Consider the following 16,458-nt stretch of genomic DNA (forward strand, 5'->3'; position numbering starts at 1 on the left):
AAGGCAGCCTGTGACTCGGCGTGCGTCGAGCTCGGAGATGATGATGAAAAGCGAGTTTCAGGATCGCCTGGCTGTTGTCACCGGAGCCAGTTCCGGGATCGGCCTGGCATTGTGTGCGGCTCTGTTGCAGCGAGGCTCACGTGTGCTGGCGATGTCGCGCAGCATCGGCGGCCTCGAACCGTTGCTGGAAACCCATGCCGAACAGCTGCAGTGGTTCAGTGGTGATGTCACCTCGGCTGAAGACCTGGCCCAGCTGACCCGTCGCGCCGCGCAGCTTGGGCCGGTGCATTATCTGGTGCCCAATGCCGGTATCGCCGAACTGGCCGATGGGCTGGACATGGCGGCGTTCGACCGGCAGTGGGCGGTCAACGGGGCGGGCGCGTTGAATACCTTCGCCGCCCTACGTAACGAAATGGCCAAGCCCGCCTCGGTGGTCTTCGTCGGCACTTTTCTGATCCGTTCGACCTTTCCGGGGCTGGCTGCATATATCGCCAGCAAGGCAGCGCTGGCAGCGCAGGCGCGTACGCTGGCGGTTGAGTTCGCGCCGCTGGATGTGCGTATCAACATGGTCTCGCCCGGCCCGACCGCCACTGCCATCTGGGGATCGCTGGGGCTGAACGACGACCAGCTCGAAGCAGTCGCCGATGGCGTTACCAAGCGCTTGTTGCCAGGGCATTTTCTGGAGTCCGCCGCGGTCGCCAACGTCATCCTGTTCCAGCTATCGCAGGGCGCGCGCGGCGTGTTCGGCCAGGATTGGGTGGTGGATAACGGTTACACCGTAAGCTGAAATTTTCTCTGTTCTGCTGTTCTGCTGTTCTGCTGTTCGCGGGCGTCCTCACGGCGCCCGAGTCTCTTGGCAAAGGCGCTTCTCGGCGCCTTGTTGCTGTCTTTCACGGCACGTCAATTAACGCCGTGCCTGCCTATGCATGATTTGAGTGCATTTTTATTGATGTATTTGCTCAAAAGTATTCGTTAGAGATTGATCATCTGCGAGCCGACAATGCCGGCCGCGCCCCACGCTGTGGCATTGCGTCGCAGCGCTCACGTTCATCGCCATCGCTACCGCGCCCGTTGTGCAGCAGCGTCGCGCGCATTGAGCGTATGGAGGCTTTGCCGTGGCGGCGCTTCAAGCGCGCCTTCGTTGTACCGATCCAAGCAGGACACATGCACGACAACCTCATCGACTGGTTCCGCTCCTTCGTTCCCGCTCCCTTCAATGCTCCGCCGAAAGAATGGCTGCGCGCTGCCGGCGGCATCGCCATCGTCATGTTGCTAACCGTGTTCAGCGGCTTCTGGCTGTTCGGCGTGCCGCTGACGCTGCAGCTGGTGGCGCCGGCCGGTGCATCGGCGGTGTTGTTGTTCGCCGCCTCATCGAGCCCTTTCGCTCAGCCCTGGTCGGTGGTCGGCGGCAATCTGCTGGCCACCGTGATCGGTGTCAGCCTGGGGCTGACCAGTTTGCCGTCGATGGCCGCGGCGGCTCTGTGCGTGTGTCTGGTGCTGGTCTGCCTGTTCAGCCTGCGCTGCCTGCATCCGCCGGGGGCTGCGCTGGCGCTGGTCGCGGTAGTCGGCAGTCCGGAAATACATCAGTTGGGCTACGCACTGCTTTATCCAGTGGCGTTCAATTCGTTGCTGCTGTTGGCCGTGGCGCTGCTCTACAACAATCTCACGCGGCATCCGTATCCCAAACCACGCCTGCCGCGCGAAAGCCTGCATCACACCAACGACCCGCAGCCAGGTGAGCGCATGAGCTTCAGCCACGACGACGTGGACCGTGCGCTACGCGAGTTCGGTGAGTATGTCGACGTCACCCGCGATGACCTCGAGCGGCTGATCAAACAGACCGAGAAGCACGCGCTGCGACGCAGCATGGGCGAAGTCACCGCGGCGGACATCATGTCCCGGGATGTCTACTCGCACACACCGGACACGTTCATCGAACAGGCCTGGAGCACCCTGCAGCGTAATCGCTTGCGCTCGCTGCCGGTGGTGAGCGATAGCCGCGAGCTGCTCGGCATTGTCACGCTGGTCGATCTGCTCAAGCATTTTCATCCGCGGCCCGGGCGGCTGAATTTCGGCCAGCTGAAGTTTCTGCGCGGCACGAAGCTGCGCGCCATCATGAGTTCGCCGGTGGTCTCGGTGACGGCTGACACGCATATGGTCGAGTTGGTCTATCTGCTCTCCGACCGTGGCCTGCATTGTCTGCCGGTAGTGGATGCGCAGCGGCGCCTGGTTGGCATGATCACTCAGACCGATCTGATCGCGGCGCTGTACCGCAATTGGCTGCGGCACTTGCCGGACTGAAGCGAAGGCTCAGAGCGGGTAATACCAGCGCGACCAGTCGTACTCATCTCGGGCGACGTCGCGCAGGAGCTCCACCGCCTTGAGCAGCGCCGGTGACTCGCTGGCACGGGCATGCACCAGATATACGGGGTAGCTGAATTCCGGTGCGTTCTCGACCCGTTTGAGCAAGCCTTCGTCCAGATAGCGCTGCACCACCCGGGTACGGAAATACCCGCGTCCGCCACACTGCAGCAGATATTGCAGAGCCAACGGCCCGAGACTGAAGGTGAGCGCCGCACGGGTATGCTCGGGCAGAGCCTGATCGTGTTGCCGGCGAAACGTCGGTCCCCAGTCGATATAGAGGTAGGGCGACGGTTCCCGTACGTGTGCTACCTGAATCAGCTTTTCTTCCAGCAACTGTTCTACCTGCAGGCCAGGGCGGTACTCCGGCTGATGGACCAAGGCCGCATCCAGCGCGCCCAATTCGAGCTTGTGCTGCAGCTCGCTATCGCTGGCCACCTCACTGCGCAGGGCGTGACCGGGCAGCGCCTGACGCAGCCGTTGCACCCAGGCCAGCATCAGCGGATTGCACAGGCTCACCTCGGCGCCGAGCGTGAGCAGCTCGCCGTAGCCGCGTGGCAGCGGGAGATCGCGCCGTGCAGCTTCCCAAGTCTGCACCAGCTGCCGCGCATAGGAGGCAAAGCGTTCGCCATCGGCCGTCAGGCGAGCACCTGCACGGTTGCGCACGAACAGTCGGCAGCTCAGCTGGCTTTCCAGGTTATGGATGCGCGCGGTGACGGCTGTCTGGGTGATATGCAGGCGTTCGGCGGTGGCGATGAAGCTGCCGCTGCGAATGATCTCGAGAAAGGTGCGGGCGAGATCGATGTCCATGGTCGGCCTTTCAAGTGCAAGAAATTTGATAGGAACGACGAGTGTAAGCAGTTGTTGCGCGGTTAGGTCGCCTGTGTTGCGCGATAGGCGACCCGAATGACGCGTTAGTGCGATGTGCCTTCGGCAAAATCGATCTTGTTGCCGACATTGTATTTGCCGGAGGGCTTGTTCATCGGGATGCGCTTGACCTCCTCCAGGGTCTTGGCGTCATAGATGATCAGGGCGCCCTCGGTGTCCCAGACGCTGAGCAGGGCGTAGCGGCCGTCATTGGTGAACTCGACGTGAGCGGCATTCTTGCCCGGCATCGGGCGCAGGGTGTGGGCGACCTCCAGGGTCTGCTTGTCGATCAGGTGCACGGCGTCGTTGTTCGGCCCGAAGAACACGTCGGTCCAGGCATAGGGCGAGTTGGCCTGGCTGCGCATGAAGAAGCCCGGACCTTCGGTGGGTATCTCTTTGATCAGCTTCCAGGTTTCCAAGTCCAGCACCGAGATCAGCCCCTTGCTGACGTTGGGCGTGGCGAATACCCACTTGCCGTCGCGCTTCCAGTAGATGCCTGAGCCCAGGTGCGGCATGCCCGGCAGCGGGATGTCGGTTACGGCCTTGCCGGTGTCCAGGTCGATCACCTGGCCGCCGTGGGCCTTGCGCGAGGTGGCCAGCAGGTAGCGATAGTCAGGGGTGAAGGAGAAGTCGTCGAGATAGTCGGCGGCCTTGATCCGCCGCGGTTCGAAAGTCGGCTCGCCGGCATAGGAAAGCTCCCAGGCCTCCTGTACGTCCTTCAGCGCGACCACGAAGCTGTCGCGTGGCGGCGCGGTATACACGGCGCTGACCCTTGACGGCGTGCCGTCCTGGCCCACCGTCGGGATGTGCTTGATCAGCGACAGGTCGCGGGCATCGAGAAGCACCAGATTGCCCGGCAGGTAGTTGCCTACCAGAACCCAGCGGCCATCGTTGCTTACGGCCAGGTTGCGGGTGTTCAGGCCGGCACGGACCTCGGCGATCATGCTTAGGTTGTGCAGGTCGTAGACGCTGATCCAGCCGTCGCGGGAGGCGAAGTAGACGAAGCGGCCGTCCGGCGAGAACTTCGGCCCGCCGTGCAGGGCGAAGTGCGACTGGAAGTTGGCCAGTTCCTCGAAGCGATCGCCGTCCAGCACCCGCACATGGTGATTGCCGGCTTCCACCACGACGAACAGGTTGCGCGGGTCGGCACCGTGCTGCGGCGTAGTCGGCAGCGTAGCGACGTCCTTGAGGATGCGGTGACTGGCGCGGATGTCGGCGTCGCTCCAGGTCGGCGGTACGGCAGCGGGCTGATAGAGATAGTCCACCAGGCCGGTGATCTGCGCGTCGTTCAGTACGTGGGAATAGGCGGCCATCTGGCTTGCTGGACGGCCGTCGCGAATTACCGAATGTGCTTCTGCCGGCTTGATGCGGCTGAGGCTTTCCGGCAACAGCGCAGGGCCGGCGCCGCCGAGGCGGTTGACGCCGTGACAGCTCTGGCAGTGCTGCTCGTAGAGTGCCTGACTGTCGGCTGGTTGAGTGGCCGCGGCGGCCCGCGGTATGGCCAGGTCGAGGGCGACGAGGGTGGCCGCTGGCAGTGCAGCTGCCAGCAGCAGGGCGGGTATCAGTTGCATAAGGCCTCCGCTTTCGGGGCTGGATCACCATGCAGGCGCGCCGGGTGCTCGACCTGGCGGTCCGCGAACAGGCTGACTACCCGGCCGATGACGGTCAGGGTAGGCGGGGTGAGGTGTTGCTCGTCGGCCATACTCGGCAGCTGACGCAGGGTGCAGCGCACTACTTGCTGATTCTCACGGGTGCCGTTGCCGATCAGCGCAGCGGGGGTATCCACCGGCAGCCCGGCGGAAATCAGGTTGCGTGAAATCTCGCTGAGGCTGGCCAGACCCATGTAGAACACCAGGGTCTGTCCGCCCTGCGCCAGGGCGTCCCATGGCAGGTGCAGCTCGCCGTTGGTCTGTAGGTGGCCGGTAATGAACTGGCAGGAGTGGGCCAGGTCGCGGTGCGTCAGCGGGATGCCGGCGTAGGCGCTGCAGCCGGCGGCAGCTGTGATGCCCGGGACCACCTGGCAATCGATGCCGCGCTGCAGCAGGAACTCCAGCTCTTCAGCGCCGCGGCCGAAAATGAATGGATCGCCCCCCTTCAGGCGCACCACGCGCAGGTTCTGTTGAGCCAGATCGGCCAGCAGCTGATTGATTTCCGGCTGCGGCAGGCTGTGATAGCCGCTGGTTTTGCCTACGTAATGGCGGGTGCAACTGGCCGGCAGCAGCGCCATCAGCCCGTCGCTGACCAGGCGGTCGTAGACCACCGCATCGGCCTGTTGCAGCAGGCTCCAGGCGCGCAGGGTCAGCAGGCCGGGGTCGCCCGGGCCGGCGCCGACCAAAGCGACTTCGCCCGGGGCGAACGTCGCGCTCAGCGAGGCGGGAAATGTGAGTGGCTGGTCCATGCGGTGCTCCTGAATTCTCATCGGGCTTACGGAGTGCTTGCTGCGGCGCTTGATGGCCGCTTTTTGATCAAATGGCGATGCTGGGTATGCACTGGGCTGTAGATCGGCCGATTTCCTCGTCGGAGAGGTAACAGCCTGGGTCTTCGGCCCACAGATCGCCCTGCGCCCAGGCGCGGGTGCGGGTGTTGCCGTTGCAGATCGCCAGCCAGCGGCACTCGGCACAGCGGCCGCCGACCGCCCGCGGATGCTGGCGCAGCTCCTGCAGCAGCGGTACCGGCTCGTTCAGCCAGATATCGCTGAAACGCTGCCGGCGCACATTGCCGACGGTGTGTTGCCACCAATAGGTGTCGGGGTGAACGTCGCCAATGTTGTCGATGTTGGCGATGCCGTTGCCCGATGCGTTGCCGCCCCAGGCGCGCAGCATTTCTTCCAAACGGTCACGATATTCGGGCAGGCGCTCCTCGACCCACTGCAGCAGGAGAACCGCATCGGCGTCATTGTTGCCACTGACGAAGTCGGTATCGCGCCCGTGCTGTACGTCATCCCAGGCCTGATCGAACAGCTGGCGCATGGCATCACGGGTCATCTGGTGATGGGCGTCGGCCTTGCTGCTGCGTTTGCCGCGACCGCTGTAGTTGAGGTGCGAGAGGTAGAACTTCTGCACATCGTGTTCGCGCATCAGTGCCAGCAGGGCCGGCAGCTGTGGGTAGTTGTTCTGCGTCAGCGTGGTGCGCAGACCGACGCGAATGTCGCGCTGGCGGCACAGGTCGATGGCATGCATGGACGCTGCAAAGCTGCCCTTGAGCTGGCGCCATTCGTCGTGCACCGCTTCCAGCCCATCGATGCTGATGCCCACGTAATCGAACTGTGCCGCGGCGACGCGCTCGATGTTGCTCTCGTCGATCAGCGTGCCGTTGGTGGACAGTGCGACGAAGAAGCCTTTTTCACGGGCGTAGTCGGCGAGCTGGAAAATGTCGGCTCGCAGCAGTGGCTCGCCACCTGAGAGGATCAGAACACGTACACCGGCCTCGTACAGGTCGTCGATGACCTTGAGCGCTTCGGTGGTATCCAGCTCGTCGCGAAACTCGCTGTCGGCGGATGTGGCGTAGCAGTGCTTGCAAGTCAGGTTGCAGCGCCGTAGCAGGTTCCAGATCACCACGGGTGGGCGCTTGCCGCTGGCGCTGCGGGCACCGAGCACCGGTGTGGTGGGGCGGGCCAGGGCGCGCAGGTAATGGCTGATTCTCAACATGGGGCGGCTCCGCTTCGGCAGCGTATCTCACCGGGCGCACCGTGTTGGGCGCCCGTTCCTTGAACAGCAGGATCACTGAGCGGGGTAGGGCTGGCCTTGATCGGAAACAATAAAAGTCGCGGGGGTGGCTGACCGATCCGTCAGCTTCTATCGACGGGGTACCGTCGGTCAGAGCAGCGTCAGCAGCACGCCGATCGCCATCAGCAACGGCCAGCCGAGCAACAGCAAGCGCCACGCGGGCGGGGCGTGGCGCAGTTCCATGAAACCGTCGGTGATCAGCCAGGCCTTGCCGAATGCGGCAAGCAGAACGCCTGCGGCCAATGCCAGCGTTGCACCGGCATTGCCCAGCAAAACTGTGGAAACCGACAGCACGGCCAGGCCGAGCCAGCAGCCCACCAGGATCTTGGAAGCAGACATGGCGACCTCGTCAATTCAGGACATAAACCAGCGGGAACAGCAGCACCCAGACCAGATCCACCATGTGCCAGTAGAGCACCCCGGACTCCAGCCCGCTGTAGTCGTCCGGCCGGTAGGCGCCGCGACGGCAGCGTTCGGCCAGCCAAGCGAGAATCACCATGCCCAACAGCACGTGCAGGAAATGAAAGCCGGTGAGAATCCAGTACAGGGTGAAGAAGGTGTTGTGTTCCATTCCCAGGCCGAGCCCAGCCAGATGGCTGTACTCGTTGAGCTTGAGCACCACGTAGACGCAGGACGATGCCAGTGCGGCGAGCAGCAGCAATGCCGCGCGTCCCTGTCGCGCCTGCCGAACCTGCTCCACGGCCAGTGCCGCAAACAGGCCGGAAGTCAGCAGGCTAAGCGTCAGCGCCAGCCCCATGGAGCTGTCCAGTGCCGCCCGGCTTTCGCTGAACTGCTCTGGATAGAGCATCTGCGCGACCGCGAACGCCAGGATCAGAATGGCGAAAACGGTCAGCTCGGCGAGAATGAAGAACCACATCGCCAGGTCGCCCGGCAGATGCCGGGTCGGACGAGCGTTTGTATCAGCCGAAGTGGACATCGACCACATCCATCAGCGCGGCGACAGTCTGCGGATCATCCGACAGCGGCTCGGCCAGGCAAGCCAGGCAGGCCTGACGTGGCGTCATGCCGGAGCGGATCATGCGTGCGGTGAAGATCAGCAGGCGGGTCGAGGCGACTTCTTCCAGATCGTGCTGCTCCAGCCGGCGCAGCGCCTGGCCGAGTTTGACCACCTGGGCGGCGAGCTCGTCGTCCACCTGCGCCTCGTTGACCACTATGCGTTGCTCCTCGGCCGCCGGCGGATAATCGAAGCGCATCGCCACGAAACGCTGGCGGGTGCTCGGCTTCATGCCCTTGAGCAGGTTCTGGTAACCGGGGTTGTAGGACACCACCAGCATGAAGCCCGGCGGCGCCTTGAGCGCCTCGCCGGTGCGCTCGATGAACAGTTCGCGGCGATCATCGGCCAGCGGGTGCAGTACCACGGCGGTGTCCTGCCGTGCTTCCACTACCTCGTCCAGATAGCAGATGCCGCCCTCGCGCACCGCGCGGGTCAGCGGGCCGTCCTGCCACCAGGTGCCCTGTGCGCCGATCAGGTGTCGGCCGACCAAGTCGGCCGCAGACAGGTCGTCATGGCAGGCCACGGTGTACAGCGGCAGATTCAGGCGATGCGCCATGTGCTGTACGAAACGGGTCTTGCCGCAGCCGGTCGGGCCCTTGATCAGCACGGGCATGCCGTGCTGCCAGGCTTGCTGAAATAGCTGCTCTTCATTGCCCAGCGGCTGATAGAAGGGCGCGTCAGGCGTGCCGGCGGCAGTCGGGATTTCAATCGCATTCACAGGCAAGTACCTCACGGCAGCAGTTGGTTATTTCCATCGCCAAGCTACCGGCCCCGCTTTGCCCCCTCAAGCCATCCGCCGGCAAAGCTTGATTGCGATCAAGTCCTGTACCGGATGCCTGCCAATCGAAGCCAATTCCAGACGTTTCGGCGTGTTGCGCCCGCGACAAGGCGTCACGTTCGGGGGGTGCCGGGGGCTCTCTTGATTGCCGTCAAGCGCTTTCGGATTGCCGGTCTCATAGCATCCAAGTCGCAAAAAGAAGAAGTCCCCGGGAACTGCCACACCGCCGTAACTAGCAGGAGTCGCCATTGGCGCTCCCATAGGAGAGAAGGATGAGCAATGTTGGTAAACCTATCCTGGCTGGCCTGATCGCCGGCCTTTCGTTGCTTGGTCTGGCCGTCGCCCAGGCTGCAGCCCCAGAGATGACCGCCGAAGAGAAGGAAGCGTCCAAGCAGATCTATTTCGAGCGCTGTGCCGGTTGCCACGGCGTTCTGCGAAAAGGAGCCACGGGCAAGAATCTAGAGCCGCATTGGAGCAAAACCGAAGCGGATGGCAAGAAGACTGAGGGCGGTACCCTCAATCTGGGCACCAAGCGCCTGGAAAACATCATTGCCTATGGCACCGAAGGCGGGATGGTCAACTACGACGACATCCTGACCAAAGAAGAAATCAACATGATGGCGCGCTACATCCAGAACACCCCGGATGTGCCGCCAGAGTTCTCCTTGCAGGACATGAAGGACAGCTGGAAGCTCATCGTTCCGGTTGACCAGCGTCCGAAGAAGCAGCTGAACAAGGTCAACCTGAAGAATGTCTTCGCCATTACCCTGCGTGACGCAGGCAAGCTGGCGCTGGTAGACGGTGATACCCATACCATCTGGAAGGTGCTCGACACCGGCTACGCGGTACACATCTCGCGCCTGTCGGCTTCCGGCCGCTACGTCTATACCGTTGGCCGTGATGGCCTGACCACCATCATCGACATGTGGTACGAAGAGCCGACCACCGTCGCCACCGTGCGTCTGGGTTCCGATGCCCGTTCCGTGGACACCTCCAAGTTCAAGGGCTACGAGGACAAGTACCTGATCGGTGGCACCTACTGGCCGCCGCAGTACTCGATCATGGACGGCGAGACGCTGGAGCCGATCAAGGTCGTTTCCACCCGCGGTCAGACCGTCGACGGCGAGTACCATCCCGAGCCGCGCGTGGCGTCCATCGTCGCCTCGCACATCAAGCCGGAGTGGGTGGTCAACGTGAAGGAAACCGGGCAGATCATCCTGGTTGACTACACCGACCTGAAGAACCTCAAGACCACCACGATCGAGTCGGCCAAGTTCCTTCATGACGGCGGCTGGGACTACTCCAAGCGCTACTTCATGGTCGCTGCCAACGCCTCCAACAAGGTTGCTGCAGTTGACACCAAGACCGGCAAGCTCGCCGCGCTGGTCGACACCGCGAAAATCCCGCACCCGGGCCGCGGCGCCAACTTCATCCACCCGCAGTTCGGCCCGGTATGGACTACCGGTCACCTGGGTGACGACGTGGTGTCGCTGATCTCCACCGCTTCCGACGATCCGAAGTACGCCAAGTACAAGGAGCACAACTGGAAAGTGGTGCAGGAGCTGAAGATGCCGGGCGCCGGCAACCTGTTCGTCAAGACCCATCCGAAGTCGAAGAACCTCTGGGCCGACGCGCCGATGAACCCTGAGCGGGAAGTCGCCGAGTCCGTCTACGTCTACGACCTGGCCGATCTGAGCAAGGAACCCAAGCGTCTCGACGTCGCCAAGGACTCCGGGCTGCCGGAAAGCAAGGCGATCCGTCGCGCTACCCATCCCGAGTACAACGAGGCGGGTAACGAAGTATGGATCTCCCTGTGGGGCGGCAAGACTGACCAATCCGCGATCGTGATCTACGACGACAAGACGCTGAAGTTGAAGAAGGTGATCACCGACCCGGCAATCGTCACGCCGACCGGCAAGTTCAACGTCTTCAACACCATGTACGACGTCTACTAACTCCGCCCGAGGATTGCCTGTTAACACCCACCGCGCCTGGCGTGGTGGGTCTGGCAAGGGAACTGATTCCATGACAGATAAAGACGGCAACAAGCAACAAAAGGGCGGCATCCTTGCGCTACTTCGGCGGCCGAGCACGCGCTATTCGCTCGGCGGCATTTTGATAGTGGGCATTGTTGCCGGGATCGTCTTCTGGGGCGGCTTCAATACCGCGCTTGAGGCGACCAACACTGAAACCTTCTGCATCTCCTGTCACGAGATGGGCGACAACGTTTACCCCGAATACAAGGAAACCATCCACTACGCCAACCGTACCGGCGTGCGTGCTACCTGCCCGGACTGCCATGTGCCAAGGGACTGGACGCACAAGATGATACGCAAGGTGGAAGCCTCCAAGGAGCTATGGGGCAAGATCGTGGGCACCATCGATACGGCGGAGAAATTCGAAGCCAAGCGCCTGACGTTGGCTCGCCGCGAATGGGCGCGGATGCGCGCATCCGACTCACGTGAGTGCCGTAACTGCCACAGCCTGGAAAGCATGAGCTCCGACATGCAGAAGCAGCGCGCCCGCAAGCAGCATGAGATGGCGCGTGAAGACAACCTGACTTGCATCGCTTGCCACAAGGGCATCGCGCACCACCTGCCCGAAGGCATGACAGAAGAAGACGAAGATTGATCAAGCGGTCCTGGCGGGCCAGCCAACCATCGATGATGAGGAACCGACTATGAAAAAGACTCTGATGGCCAGTGCGGTGGGGGCGGTGATCGCCCTCGGTGCACATAGTGCTATGGCCGCCGCGCCTGCCGACTGGAGTTCGGTGGCAGCGACCGACGTCACGCTGTTCTACCCAGGCGTATCGCCGGTGGAATGGATCACCAAGGGCACCGAGCACGGTGGAGCACGTGCCCTGAAAAAAGGCGAAACCTGTGCCGGCTGCCACTCCGAGGAAGTCGGTGACATGGGCACCAAGATGGCCAGCGGCAAGAAGCTTGAGCCCAGTCCGATCGATGGCAAGGCACCCTTCATCAATGCCAAGGTGCAGGCCGCCAACGATGGGGAAAACCTCTATCTGCGCTTCACCTGGAAGCAGCCGGCTGCCTCCGGCGCGGCTCCGATGGATGCCGACAACCCGGTCAAGATTGCCTACATGCTCGAAGGCGGCTCCAAGGTCGAGCTGGCCGAGGCGGGCGGTTGCTGGGGCAGCTGCCACGGCGATGCGCGCACCATGCCAGGCGCTGCGGACACCAAGACCAAGTACGTCAAGGACGGCTCACTGGCCAACGGCGTCTACTACGACCTGAACCAGTGGCGCAGCGGTGAGAACAAGGCCTTCGACGGCCACGTCGCGACCGAGCGGGTGATGGAAGGTGGTCAGGCGCTGGTCGACGCTCAGGGCCAGCTCGACGGTGATACCTGGACAGTGGTATTCACGCGCAAATTCGCCGGTGGCGAAGGTGACGTGACCCTCGCGCCGGGAAACCTCTACAACTTCGGTTTCGCCATCCACGACGACAGTGCCACCGGACGTTACCACCACGTCTCCCTTGGCTACTCGCTGGGCATCGATGCTCAGGGCGACATTACCGCCGCCAAGCAATAATTTGGTGGCAAGCAACGGGCCGGCGCAATGCCGGCCTTGTGCGTGGGGCATATGACTGAAAATGGCTGGTGCTCCGCTGCAAGATCATTTGATTGCAGTCAAGGAAGCGGCGCATCGGCTCATTCATTCTGAGCCTGCCCGCACCGATCGCGACGCAGCCGCTCTAAGCCTCGGCACCCATAAACAATGACCAAGGACAAAAGGTTGCCTAGCACAAGCGGTAAATTTACCGTGCACTTGCTCAGTGCGTTTTACTGAGCACCCTTTGGGTGGGCGGTAACGTTCACCCTTTAGCCTTGAGGAAGATCTGATGAAAAAAATTCTAATCCCGATGCTCGCCCTCGGCGGCGCGCTGGCCATGCAGCCGGCGCTGGCGCAAGACGGTGAAGCGCTGTTCAAGAGCAAGCCTTGCGCGGCCTGCCACAGCGTCGACACCAAGATGGTTGGCCCGGCCCTGAAAGAAGTTGCTGCCAAGAATGCCGGCGTCGAAGGCGCTGCCGACACCCTGGCCCTGCACATCAAAAACGGCAGCCAGGGCGTTTGGGGTCCGATCCCGATGCCGCCAAACCCAGTCACCGAAGAAGAAGCCAAGATCCTCGCCGAGTGGGTTCTTAGCCTCAAGTAAGCTGCTCCGGAGGACGCCATGACAGTTGCCCGACACGCCGTTTCACGTCTGGGGCTGGCCCTGGCGTCCTTTCTCCTGTTTCCCCTTGCCCTGGCTGCAGCGCCCGCTGCTGATCGTCAGGCAAAGCTCGACCACCTGCTTCTTCAAGACTGTGGCTCCTGCCATGGTCTGCGCATGACCGGCGGCCTTGGCCCCGCGTTGACTCGCGAGGCGCTTGCCGGCAAACCCCGTGACAGTCTGATCGCCACCGTTACCCACGGCCGTCCTGGCACTGCCATGCCCGGCTGGAATGCCCTGCTCGACGAGCAGGACATCGCCTATCTGGTTGACCGTCTTCTCGAAGGATATCCCAAGCCATGATTCGTCCTTTTCTGCTGTTGGCTGCGGTCGGTCTGCTCACTGCCTGCGCGCAACAGCCTTTGCGCGGTACCGGCGACCTCGGTGTAGTGGTGGAGCGTGCCACCGGCAGCCTGCAGATCATCGAGAGTAGCAACCAGAGCCGGATTGCCCGTATCGAAGGCCTGGGTGATCTCTCCCATGCCTCGGTGGTGTTCTCCCGTGATCAGCGTTACGCCTATGTGTTCGGCCGCGATGGCGGGCTGACCAAGGTCGACTTGCTGCGCCAGCGCATCGATCGCCGCGTGATCCAGGGCGGCAACAGCATCGGCGGGGCGATCAGCCAGGACGGCACTCTGATCGCCGTCGGCAACTATGAGCCCGGCGGGGTCAAGGTCTTTGACGCCAAGACGCTGGAGCTGGTGGCCGACATTCCCGCCACGCCGCTGGCCGATGGCAGCCGCAATGCTCGCGTGGTCGGCGTGATCGACGTACCCGGCCGGCGCTTCATCTACAGCCTGTTCGATACCGACGAAACCTGGCTGCTGGATTTCAGCCAGGGCAACGAGCCGCTGATCACCCGTTTCGAGGGCATCGGTCGGCAGCCCTACGACGCGCTGCTGACGCCGGAGGGTCGCTACTACATCGCCGGGCTGTTCGGCGAGGACGGCATGGCCAAGATCGACCTCTGGCACCCCGAGCGTGGCGTCGAGCGCATTCTTGACGGCTACGGTCGGGGCGAGCAGAAACTGCCGGTCTACAAGATGCCCCACCTGGAAGGCTGGACCGTGGCCGGTAACCAGACCTTTGTACCTGCGGTCGGCCAGCACCGCGTGCTGGTGATGGATTCGCAGACCTGGCAACAGACCGCGGCCATCGACGTCGCCGGGCAGCCGATCTTCGTCATGGCGCGGCCGGACGCGCGGCAGATCTGGGTCAACTTCGCCCATCCTGATAATCACCGGGTGCAGGTCATAGACAGCGAGACCCATGAAATCATCGCCGACCTCGAACCCGGCCCTGCCGTGCTGCACATGGAATTCACCGCCCGCGGCGACCAGCTCTGGCTGTCGGTGCGTGATGGCGAGGAAATTCAGGTCTGGGACCCTTACACCCTGAAGCTGCTCAAGCGACTGCCAGCGCACAGTCCGAGCGGTATTTTCTTCAGCAGCCGCGCCTACGAGACGGGGTTGTGACATGCACATTGATGCACTCAGCCGCCGCCTGATCGACCGCTACCAGCACGGCATGCCGCTGTGCGCCGAACCCTACCGCGCCATGGCCGACGAACTCGGCTGCAGTGAAGGCGAGGTGTTGGCCTGTCTCGAGCAACTGCAGGAGGGCGGTGGCCTGTCGCGCATCGGCCCGGTGTTCGAACACAGCCGCGCTGGCGCCAGCACGCTGGTCGCGTTGGCCGTTCCCGAGGAGCGTCTGGAGCAGGTTGCGGCGCGCATCAATGCATTCCCCGAAGTGAACCACAACTACTTGCGCGAGCACCGTTACAACCTCTGGTTCGTGCTGACAGGACCGGATCGAGCGCATATCGACGCTCTGCTTGCCGAGATCGAAGCCGACACCGGGCTGGTGCCCCTCGATTTGCCGATGCTGCACGCATTCCGCATCGACCTGGGCTTTCCGTTGGGAGATCCGTCATGACCAGTTGCCTGAACGAACTGCAGGCGATGCAGTTGCGTCGTCTGCTCGAGACCGGGCTGCCACTGGCCGCGCGCCCTTATCAACGCCTGGCCGAGCAGATAGGGAGCGTCGAGGAGCAGGTGCTCCTGCAGATCCAGCGCTGGCAGGAGGAGGGGCTGTTCCGTCGTGTGGGGCTGGTGCTAAAGCATCGCGCTCTGGGTTTTCGCGCCAACGCCATGCTGGTGATGGACATCCCTGATGCGCAGGTGGACGAAATTGGCCGGCGGCTTGGCCAGGCGGCCGGAGTCAACCTCTGCTATCAGCGTCCGCGGCGTTTGCCGCAGTGGCCGTACAACTTGTTCTGTATGGTTCATGGTCGCGAGCGTGAGCAGGTCTGCCTGTTGATCGAGCAGCTGCTGGCCGATAACGGCCTCAGCGATGTGCCGCACCAGCTGCTGTTCAGCACGCGGGCCTTCAAACAGTGCGGTGGCCGCTTCGCGCCGCCGCTAAGGGAAGTCGTCAATGGATGAGCTAGATCGGCAACTGATCAATCGCCTGCAGCACGGTCTGCCGCTAGTGCGCCATCCCTGGGAGGCTTTGGCTGAAGAATTGGGCAGCACCGCCGAGGTCTTGCGCCTGCGGGTTCAGGCCCTGCTGGACGACGGCACACTGACCCGCTTCGGCCCGATGTTCGACATTGATCGTCTCGGCGGCGCCTTCACCCTGGCGGCGTTGTCGGTGCCCGAGGCGCGCTTCGATGCCGTTGCCGCGCAGCTGGAGGCGATGCCCGAGGTGGCGCACAACTATCGTCGTGAACACCAGTGGAACATGTGGTTCGTGCTTGGTTGCGAGACCCCCCAGGGCATCGCCGAGAGCATCGCACGCATCGAGGCCGATACCGGCCTGGCAGTGCTGAATTTGCCGAAGGAGGAAACCTATCATGTCGGTTTGCACTTCCCCGTTTGACGAAGGCCTGACCCGCCGCCTGATCGAGCTGACCGAGGCAGGCCTGCCTCTGGTGGCCGATCCCTGGGCATGGCTTGCCGAAGGGCTTGGAATCGACGTCGACGACGCGCTGGCCCTGCTGCAGCGGCTACAGGCCGACGGTGCCATCCGCCGGGTCGCGGCGATCCCCAACCACTACCGTCTCGGCTATCGACACAACGGCATGACCGTGTGGGACGTCGACGACGCTGAAATCGCCCGGCTGGGTGCGCTGATCGGTGCGCAGCCCTTCGTCAGCCACTGCTATCGCCGACCACGCCAGGAGGGCTGGCCGTATAACCTGTTTGCCATGGTGCACGGGCGTGACGCCAGTGACATCGAGGCTTATCGCAATCAGATTCGCGCGCTGCTTGGCAATGCCTGTCGGGCGAACGATATGCTGGTGTCCAGCCGTATCCTGAAAAAGACCGGTCTGCGTCTGGCCGGGCAACGCCGCGCCTGACCATCACGCACGATGCCGTGGCGTGCGTTCAGCATCTGCTGAGCGCAGCCCGGCACTGATACGACCCTCGCGATTGCGTGGCAGATAGCCTCAAAAGCAGTGTCCCTGATGCC

19 protein-coding genes are annotated in these 16,458 nt (G+C 63.0%); 12 read left to right on the forward strand and 7 right to left on the reverse strand.

Translation table 11 applies throughout. The features are described from left to right. Window positions 1–43: 43 nt before the first annotated feature. Both CXK91_RS12295 and CXK91_RS12300 read left to right on the forward strand, forming a co-directional pair. Entirely contained in the window at window positions 44–787 is a 744-nt protein-coding gene (locus CXK91_RS12295) for an SDR family NAD(P)-dependent oxidoreductase (protein WP_103456491.1), read from the forward strand. A gap of 377 nt (window positions 788–1,164) precedes the next feature. Continuing rightward, entirely contained in the window at window positions 1,165–2,301 is a 1,137-nt protein-coding gene (locus tag CXK91_RS12300; protein WP_103456493.1) for an HPP family protein, read from the forward strand. A 9-nt stretch (window positions 2,302–2,310) separates the two neighbouring features. Here CXK91_RS12300 and CXK91_RS12305 read toward each other — a convergent pair whose 3' ends face one another. The 7 genes from CXK91_RS12305 to CXK91_RS12335 all read right to left on the reverse strand — a co-directional run bounded on the left by CXK91_RS12305 (window position 2,311) and on the right by CXK91_RS12335 (window position 8,686). Next, the gene (locus CXK91_RS12305) at window positions 2,311–3,171 is read right to left on the reverse strand and encodes a LysR family transcriptional regulator (protein WP_103456337.1); all 861 of its coding nucleotides are present in this window, start codon (window positions 3,169–3,171) and stop codon (window positions 2,311–2,313) included. A gap of 104 nt (window positions 3,172–3,275) precedes the next feature. Next, window positions 3,276–4,799: a nitrite reductase gene (locus CXK91_RS12310; RefSeq protein WP_103456338.1), complete on the reverse strand. Its 1,524-nt coding sequence runs from the start codon at window positions 4,797–4,799 to the stop codon at window positions 3,276–3,278. Continuing rightward, on the reverse strand, window positions 4,790–5,626 hold the full coding sequence (gene cobA / locus CXK91_RS12315; RefSeq protein WP_103456339.1) for a uroporphyrinogen-III C-methyltransferase: 837 nt from the start codon (window positions 5,624–5,626) through the stop codon (window positions 4,790–4,792). The genes CXK91_RS12310 and cobA overlap by 10 nt, the downstream gene beginning before the upstream one ends. A 67-nt stretch (window positions 5,627–5,693) precedes the next feature. Continuing rightward, the gene (gene nirJ, locus CXK91_RS12320) at window positions 5,694–6,875 is read right to left on the reverse strand and encodes a heme d1 biosynthesis radical SAM protein NirJ (protein WP_103456340.1); all 1,182 of its coding nucleotides are present in this window, start codon (window positions 6,873–6,875) and stop codon (window positions 5,694–5,696) included. 168 nt (window positions 6,876–7,043) lie between these two features. Then, a complete protein-coding gene (locus tag CXK91_RS12325; protein WP_003279949.1) occupies window positions 7,044–7,292 on the reverse strand; it encodes a cytochrome C oxidase subunit IV family protein in 249 nt (82 codons plus the stop codon). Window positions 7,293–7,302: 10 nt separating this feature from the next. Beyond that, on the reverse strand, window positions 7,303–7,890 hold the full coding sequence (locus CXK91_RS12330) for a cytochrome c oxidase subunit 3 family protein (protein ID WP_103456341.1): 588 nt from the start codon (window positions 7,888–7,890) through the stop codon (window positions 7,303–7,305). Continuing rightward, the gene (locus CXK91_RS12335; protein WP_103456342.1) at window positions 7,874–8,686 is read right to left on the reverse strand and encodes a CbbQ/NirQ/NorQ/GpvN family protein; all 813 of its coding nucleotides are present in this window, start codon (window positions 8,684–8,686) and stop codon (window positions 7,874–7,876) included. The genes CXK91_RS12330 and CXK91_RS12335 overlap by 17 nt, the downstream gene beginning before the upstream one ends. A 332-nt stretch (window positions 8,687–9,018) precedes the next feature. On the opposite strand from CXK91_RS12335, the gene CXK91_RS12340 reads away from it, so the two are divergent. The 10 genes from CXK91_RS12340 (at window position 9,019) to CXK91_RS12385 (ending at window position 16,345) form a co-directional block, all read left to right on the forward strand. Beyond that, window positions 9,019–10,701, forward strand: a complete 1,683-nt coding sequence (locus CXK91_RS12340) for a nitrite reductase (protein WP_103456343.1) — start codon at window positions 9,019–9,021, stop codon at window positions 10,699–10,701. 70 nt (window positions 10,702–10,771) lie between these two features. Next, window positions 10,772–11,377, forward strand: a complete 606-nt coding sequence (locus CXK91_RS12345) for a cytochrome c3 family protein (RefSeq protein WP_103456344.1) — start codon at window positions 10,772–10,774, stop codon at window positions 11,375–11,377. Window positions 11,378–11,426: 49 nt separating this feature from the next. After that, window positions 11,427–12,302, forward strand: a complete 876-nt coding sequence (locus tag CXK91_RS12350) for an ethylbenzene dehydrogenase-related protein (RefSeq protein WP_103456345.1) — start codon at window positions 11,427–11,429, stop codon at window positions 12,300–12,302. Between the two features lie 310 nt (window positions 12,303–12,612). After that, the gene (locus CXK91_RS12355) at window positions 12,613–12,927 is read left to right on the forward strand and encodes a c-type cytochrome (protein ID WP_003279940.1); all 315 of its coding nucleotides are present in this window, start codon (window positions 12,613–12,615) and stop codon (window positions 12,925–12,927) included. Between the two features lie 18 nt (window positions 12,928–12,945). Next, window positions 12,946–13,287 (forward strand): c-type cytochrome, encoded by a 342-nt coding sequence (locus tag CXK91_RS12360; RefSeq protein WP_103456346.1) that lies wholly within the window; start codon window positions 12,946–12,948, stop codon window positions 13,285–13,287. Beyond that, window positions 13,284–14,459 (forward strand): cytochrome D1 domain-containing protein, encoded by a 1,176-nt coding sequence (locus CXK91_RS12365; protein ID WP_103456347.1) that lies wholly within the window; start codon window positions 13,284–13,286, stop codon window positions 14,457–14,459. Before CXK91_RS12360 ends, CXK91_RS12365 begins: the two co-directional genes overlap by 4 nt. A 1-nt stretch (window position 14,460) precedes the next feature. Further along, window positions 14,461–14,919, forward strand: coding sequence for an Lrp/AsnC family transcriptional regulator (locus tag CXK91_RS12370; protein WP_103456348.1), 459 nt, complete (start codon window positions 14,461–14,463; stop codon window positions 14,917–14,919). After that, complete coding sequence (locus CXK91_RS12375; RefSeq protein WP_103456349.1) at window positions 14,916–15,428, forward strand: Lrp/AsnC family transcriptional regulator; 513 nt, start codon at window positions 14,916–14,918, stop codon at window positions 15,426–15,428. The genes CXK91_RS12370 and CXK91_RS12375 overlap by 4 nt, the downstream gene beginning before the upstream one ends. Further along, complete coding sequence (locus CXK91_RS12380) at window positions 15,421–15,864, forward strand: Lrp/AsnC family transcriptional regulator (protein ID WP_103456350.1); 444 nt, start codon at window positions 15,421–15,423, stop codon at window positions 15,862–15,864. Before CXK91_RS12375 ends, CXK91_RS12380 begins: the two co-directional genes overlap by 8 nt. Further along, entirely contained in the window at window positions 15,839–16,345 is a 507-nt protein-coding gene (locus tag CXK91_RS12385; RefSeq protein WP_103456352.1) for an Lrp/AsnC family transcriptional regulator, read from the forward strand. The genes CXK91_RS12380 and CXK91_RS12385 overlap by 26 nt, the downstream gene beginning before the upstream one ends. The last annotated feature ends 113 nt before the right edge of the window (window positions 16,346–16,458 follow it).

This window comes from Stutzerimonas stutzeri, assembly GCF_002909485.1.
Classification (GTDB): domain Bacteria; phylum Pseudomonadota; class Gammaproteobacteria; order Pseudomonadales; family Pseudomonadaceae; genus Stutzerimonas; species Stutzerimonas stutzeri_AH.

Coding starts and splice junctions, on each gene's coding strand:
- CXK91_RS12295 (WP_103456491.1), top strand. CDS start 44: ATGAAAAGCGAGTTTCAGGATCGCCTGGCTGTTGTCACCGGAGCCAGT.
- CXK91_RS12300 (WP_103456493.1), top strand. CDS start 1,165: ATGCACGACAACCTCATCGACTGGTTCCGCTCCTTCGTTCCCGCTCCC.
- CXK91_RS12305 (WP_103456337.1), bottom strand. CDS start 3,171: ATGGACATCGATCTCGCCCGCACCTTTCTCGAGATCATTCGCAGCGGC.
- CXK91_RS12310 (WP_103456338.1), bottom strand. CDS start 4,799: ATGCAACTGATACCCGCCCTGCTGCTGGCAGCTGCACTGCCAGCGGCC.
- cobA (WP_103456339.1), bottom strand. CDS start 5,626: ATGGACCAGCCACTCACATTTCCCGCCTCGCTGAGCGCGACGTTCGCC.
- nirJ (WP_103456340.1), bottom strand. CDS start 6,875: ATGTTGAGAATCAGCCATTACCTGCGCGCCCTGGCCCGCCCCACCACA.
- CXK91_RS12325 (WP_003279949.1), bottom strand. CDS start 7,292: ATGTCTGCTTCCAAGATCCTGGTGGGCTGCTGGCTCGGCCTGGCCGTG.
- CXK91_RS12330 (WP_103456341.1), bottom strand. CDS start 7,890: ATGTCCACTTCGGCTGATACAAACGCTCGTCCGACCCGGCATCTGCCG.
- CXK91_RS12340 (WP_103456343.1), top strand. CDS start 9,019: ATGAGCAATGTTGGTAAACCTATCCTGGCTGGCCTGATCGCCGGCCTT.
- CXK91_RS12345 (WP_103456344.1), top strand. CDS start 10,772: ATGACAGATAAAGACGGCAACAAGCAACAAAAGGGCGGCATCCTTGCG.
- CXK91_RS12350 (WP_103456345.1), top strand. CDS start 11,427: ATGAAAAAGACTCTGATGGCCAGTGCGGTGGGGGCGGTGATCGCCCTC.
- CXK91_RS12355 (WP_003279940.1), top strand. CDS start 12,613: ATGAAAAAAATTCTAATCCCGATGCTCGCCCTCGGCGGCGCGCTGGCC.
- CXK91_RS12360 (WP_103456346.1), top strand. CDS start 12,946: ATGACAGTTGCCCGACACGCCGTTTCACGTCTGGGGCTGGCCCTGGCG.
- CXK91_RS12365 (WP_103456347.1), top strand. CDS start 13,284: ATGATTCGTCCTTTTCTGCTGTTGGCTGCGGTCGGTCTGCTCACTGCC.
- CXK91_RS12370 (WP_103456348.1), top strand. CDS start 14,461: ATGCACATTGATGCACTCAGCCGCCGCCTGATCGACCGCTACCAGCAC.
- CXK91_RS12375 (WP_103456349.1), top strand. CDS start 14,916: ATGACCAGTTGCCTGAACGAACTGCAGGCGATGCAGTTGCGTCGTCTG.
- CXK91_RS12380 (WP_103456350.1), top strand. CDS start 15,421: ATGGATGAGCTAGATCGGCAACTGATCAATCGCCTGCAGCACGGTCTG.
- CXK91_RS12385 (WP_103456352.1), top strand. CDS start 15,839: ATGTCGGTTTGCACTTCCCCGTTTGACGAAGGCCTGACCCGCCGCCTG.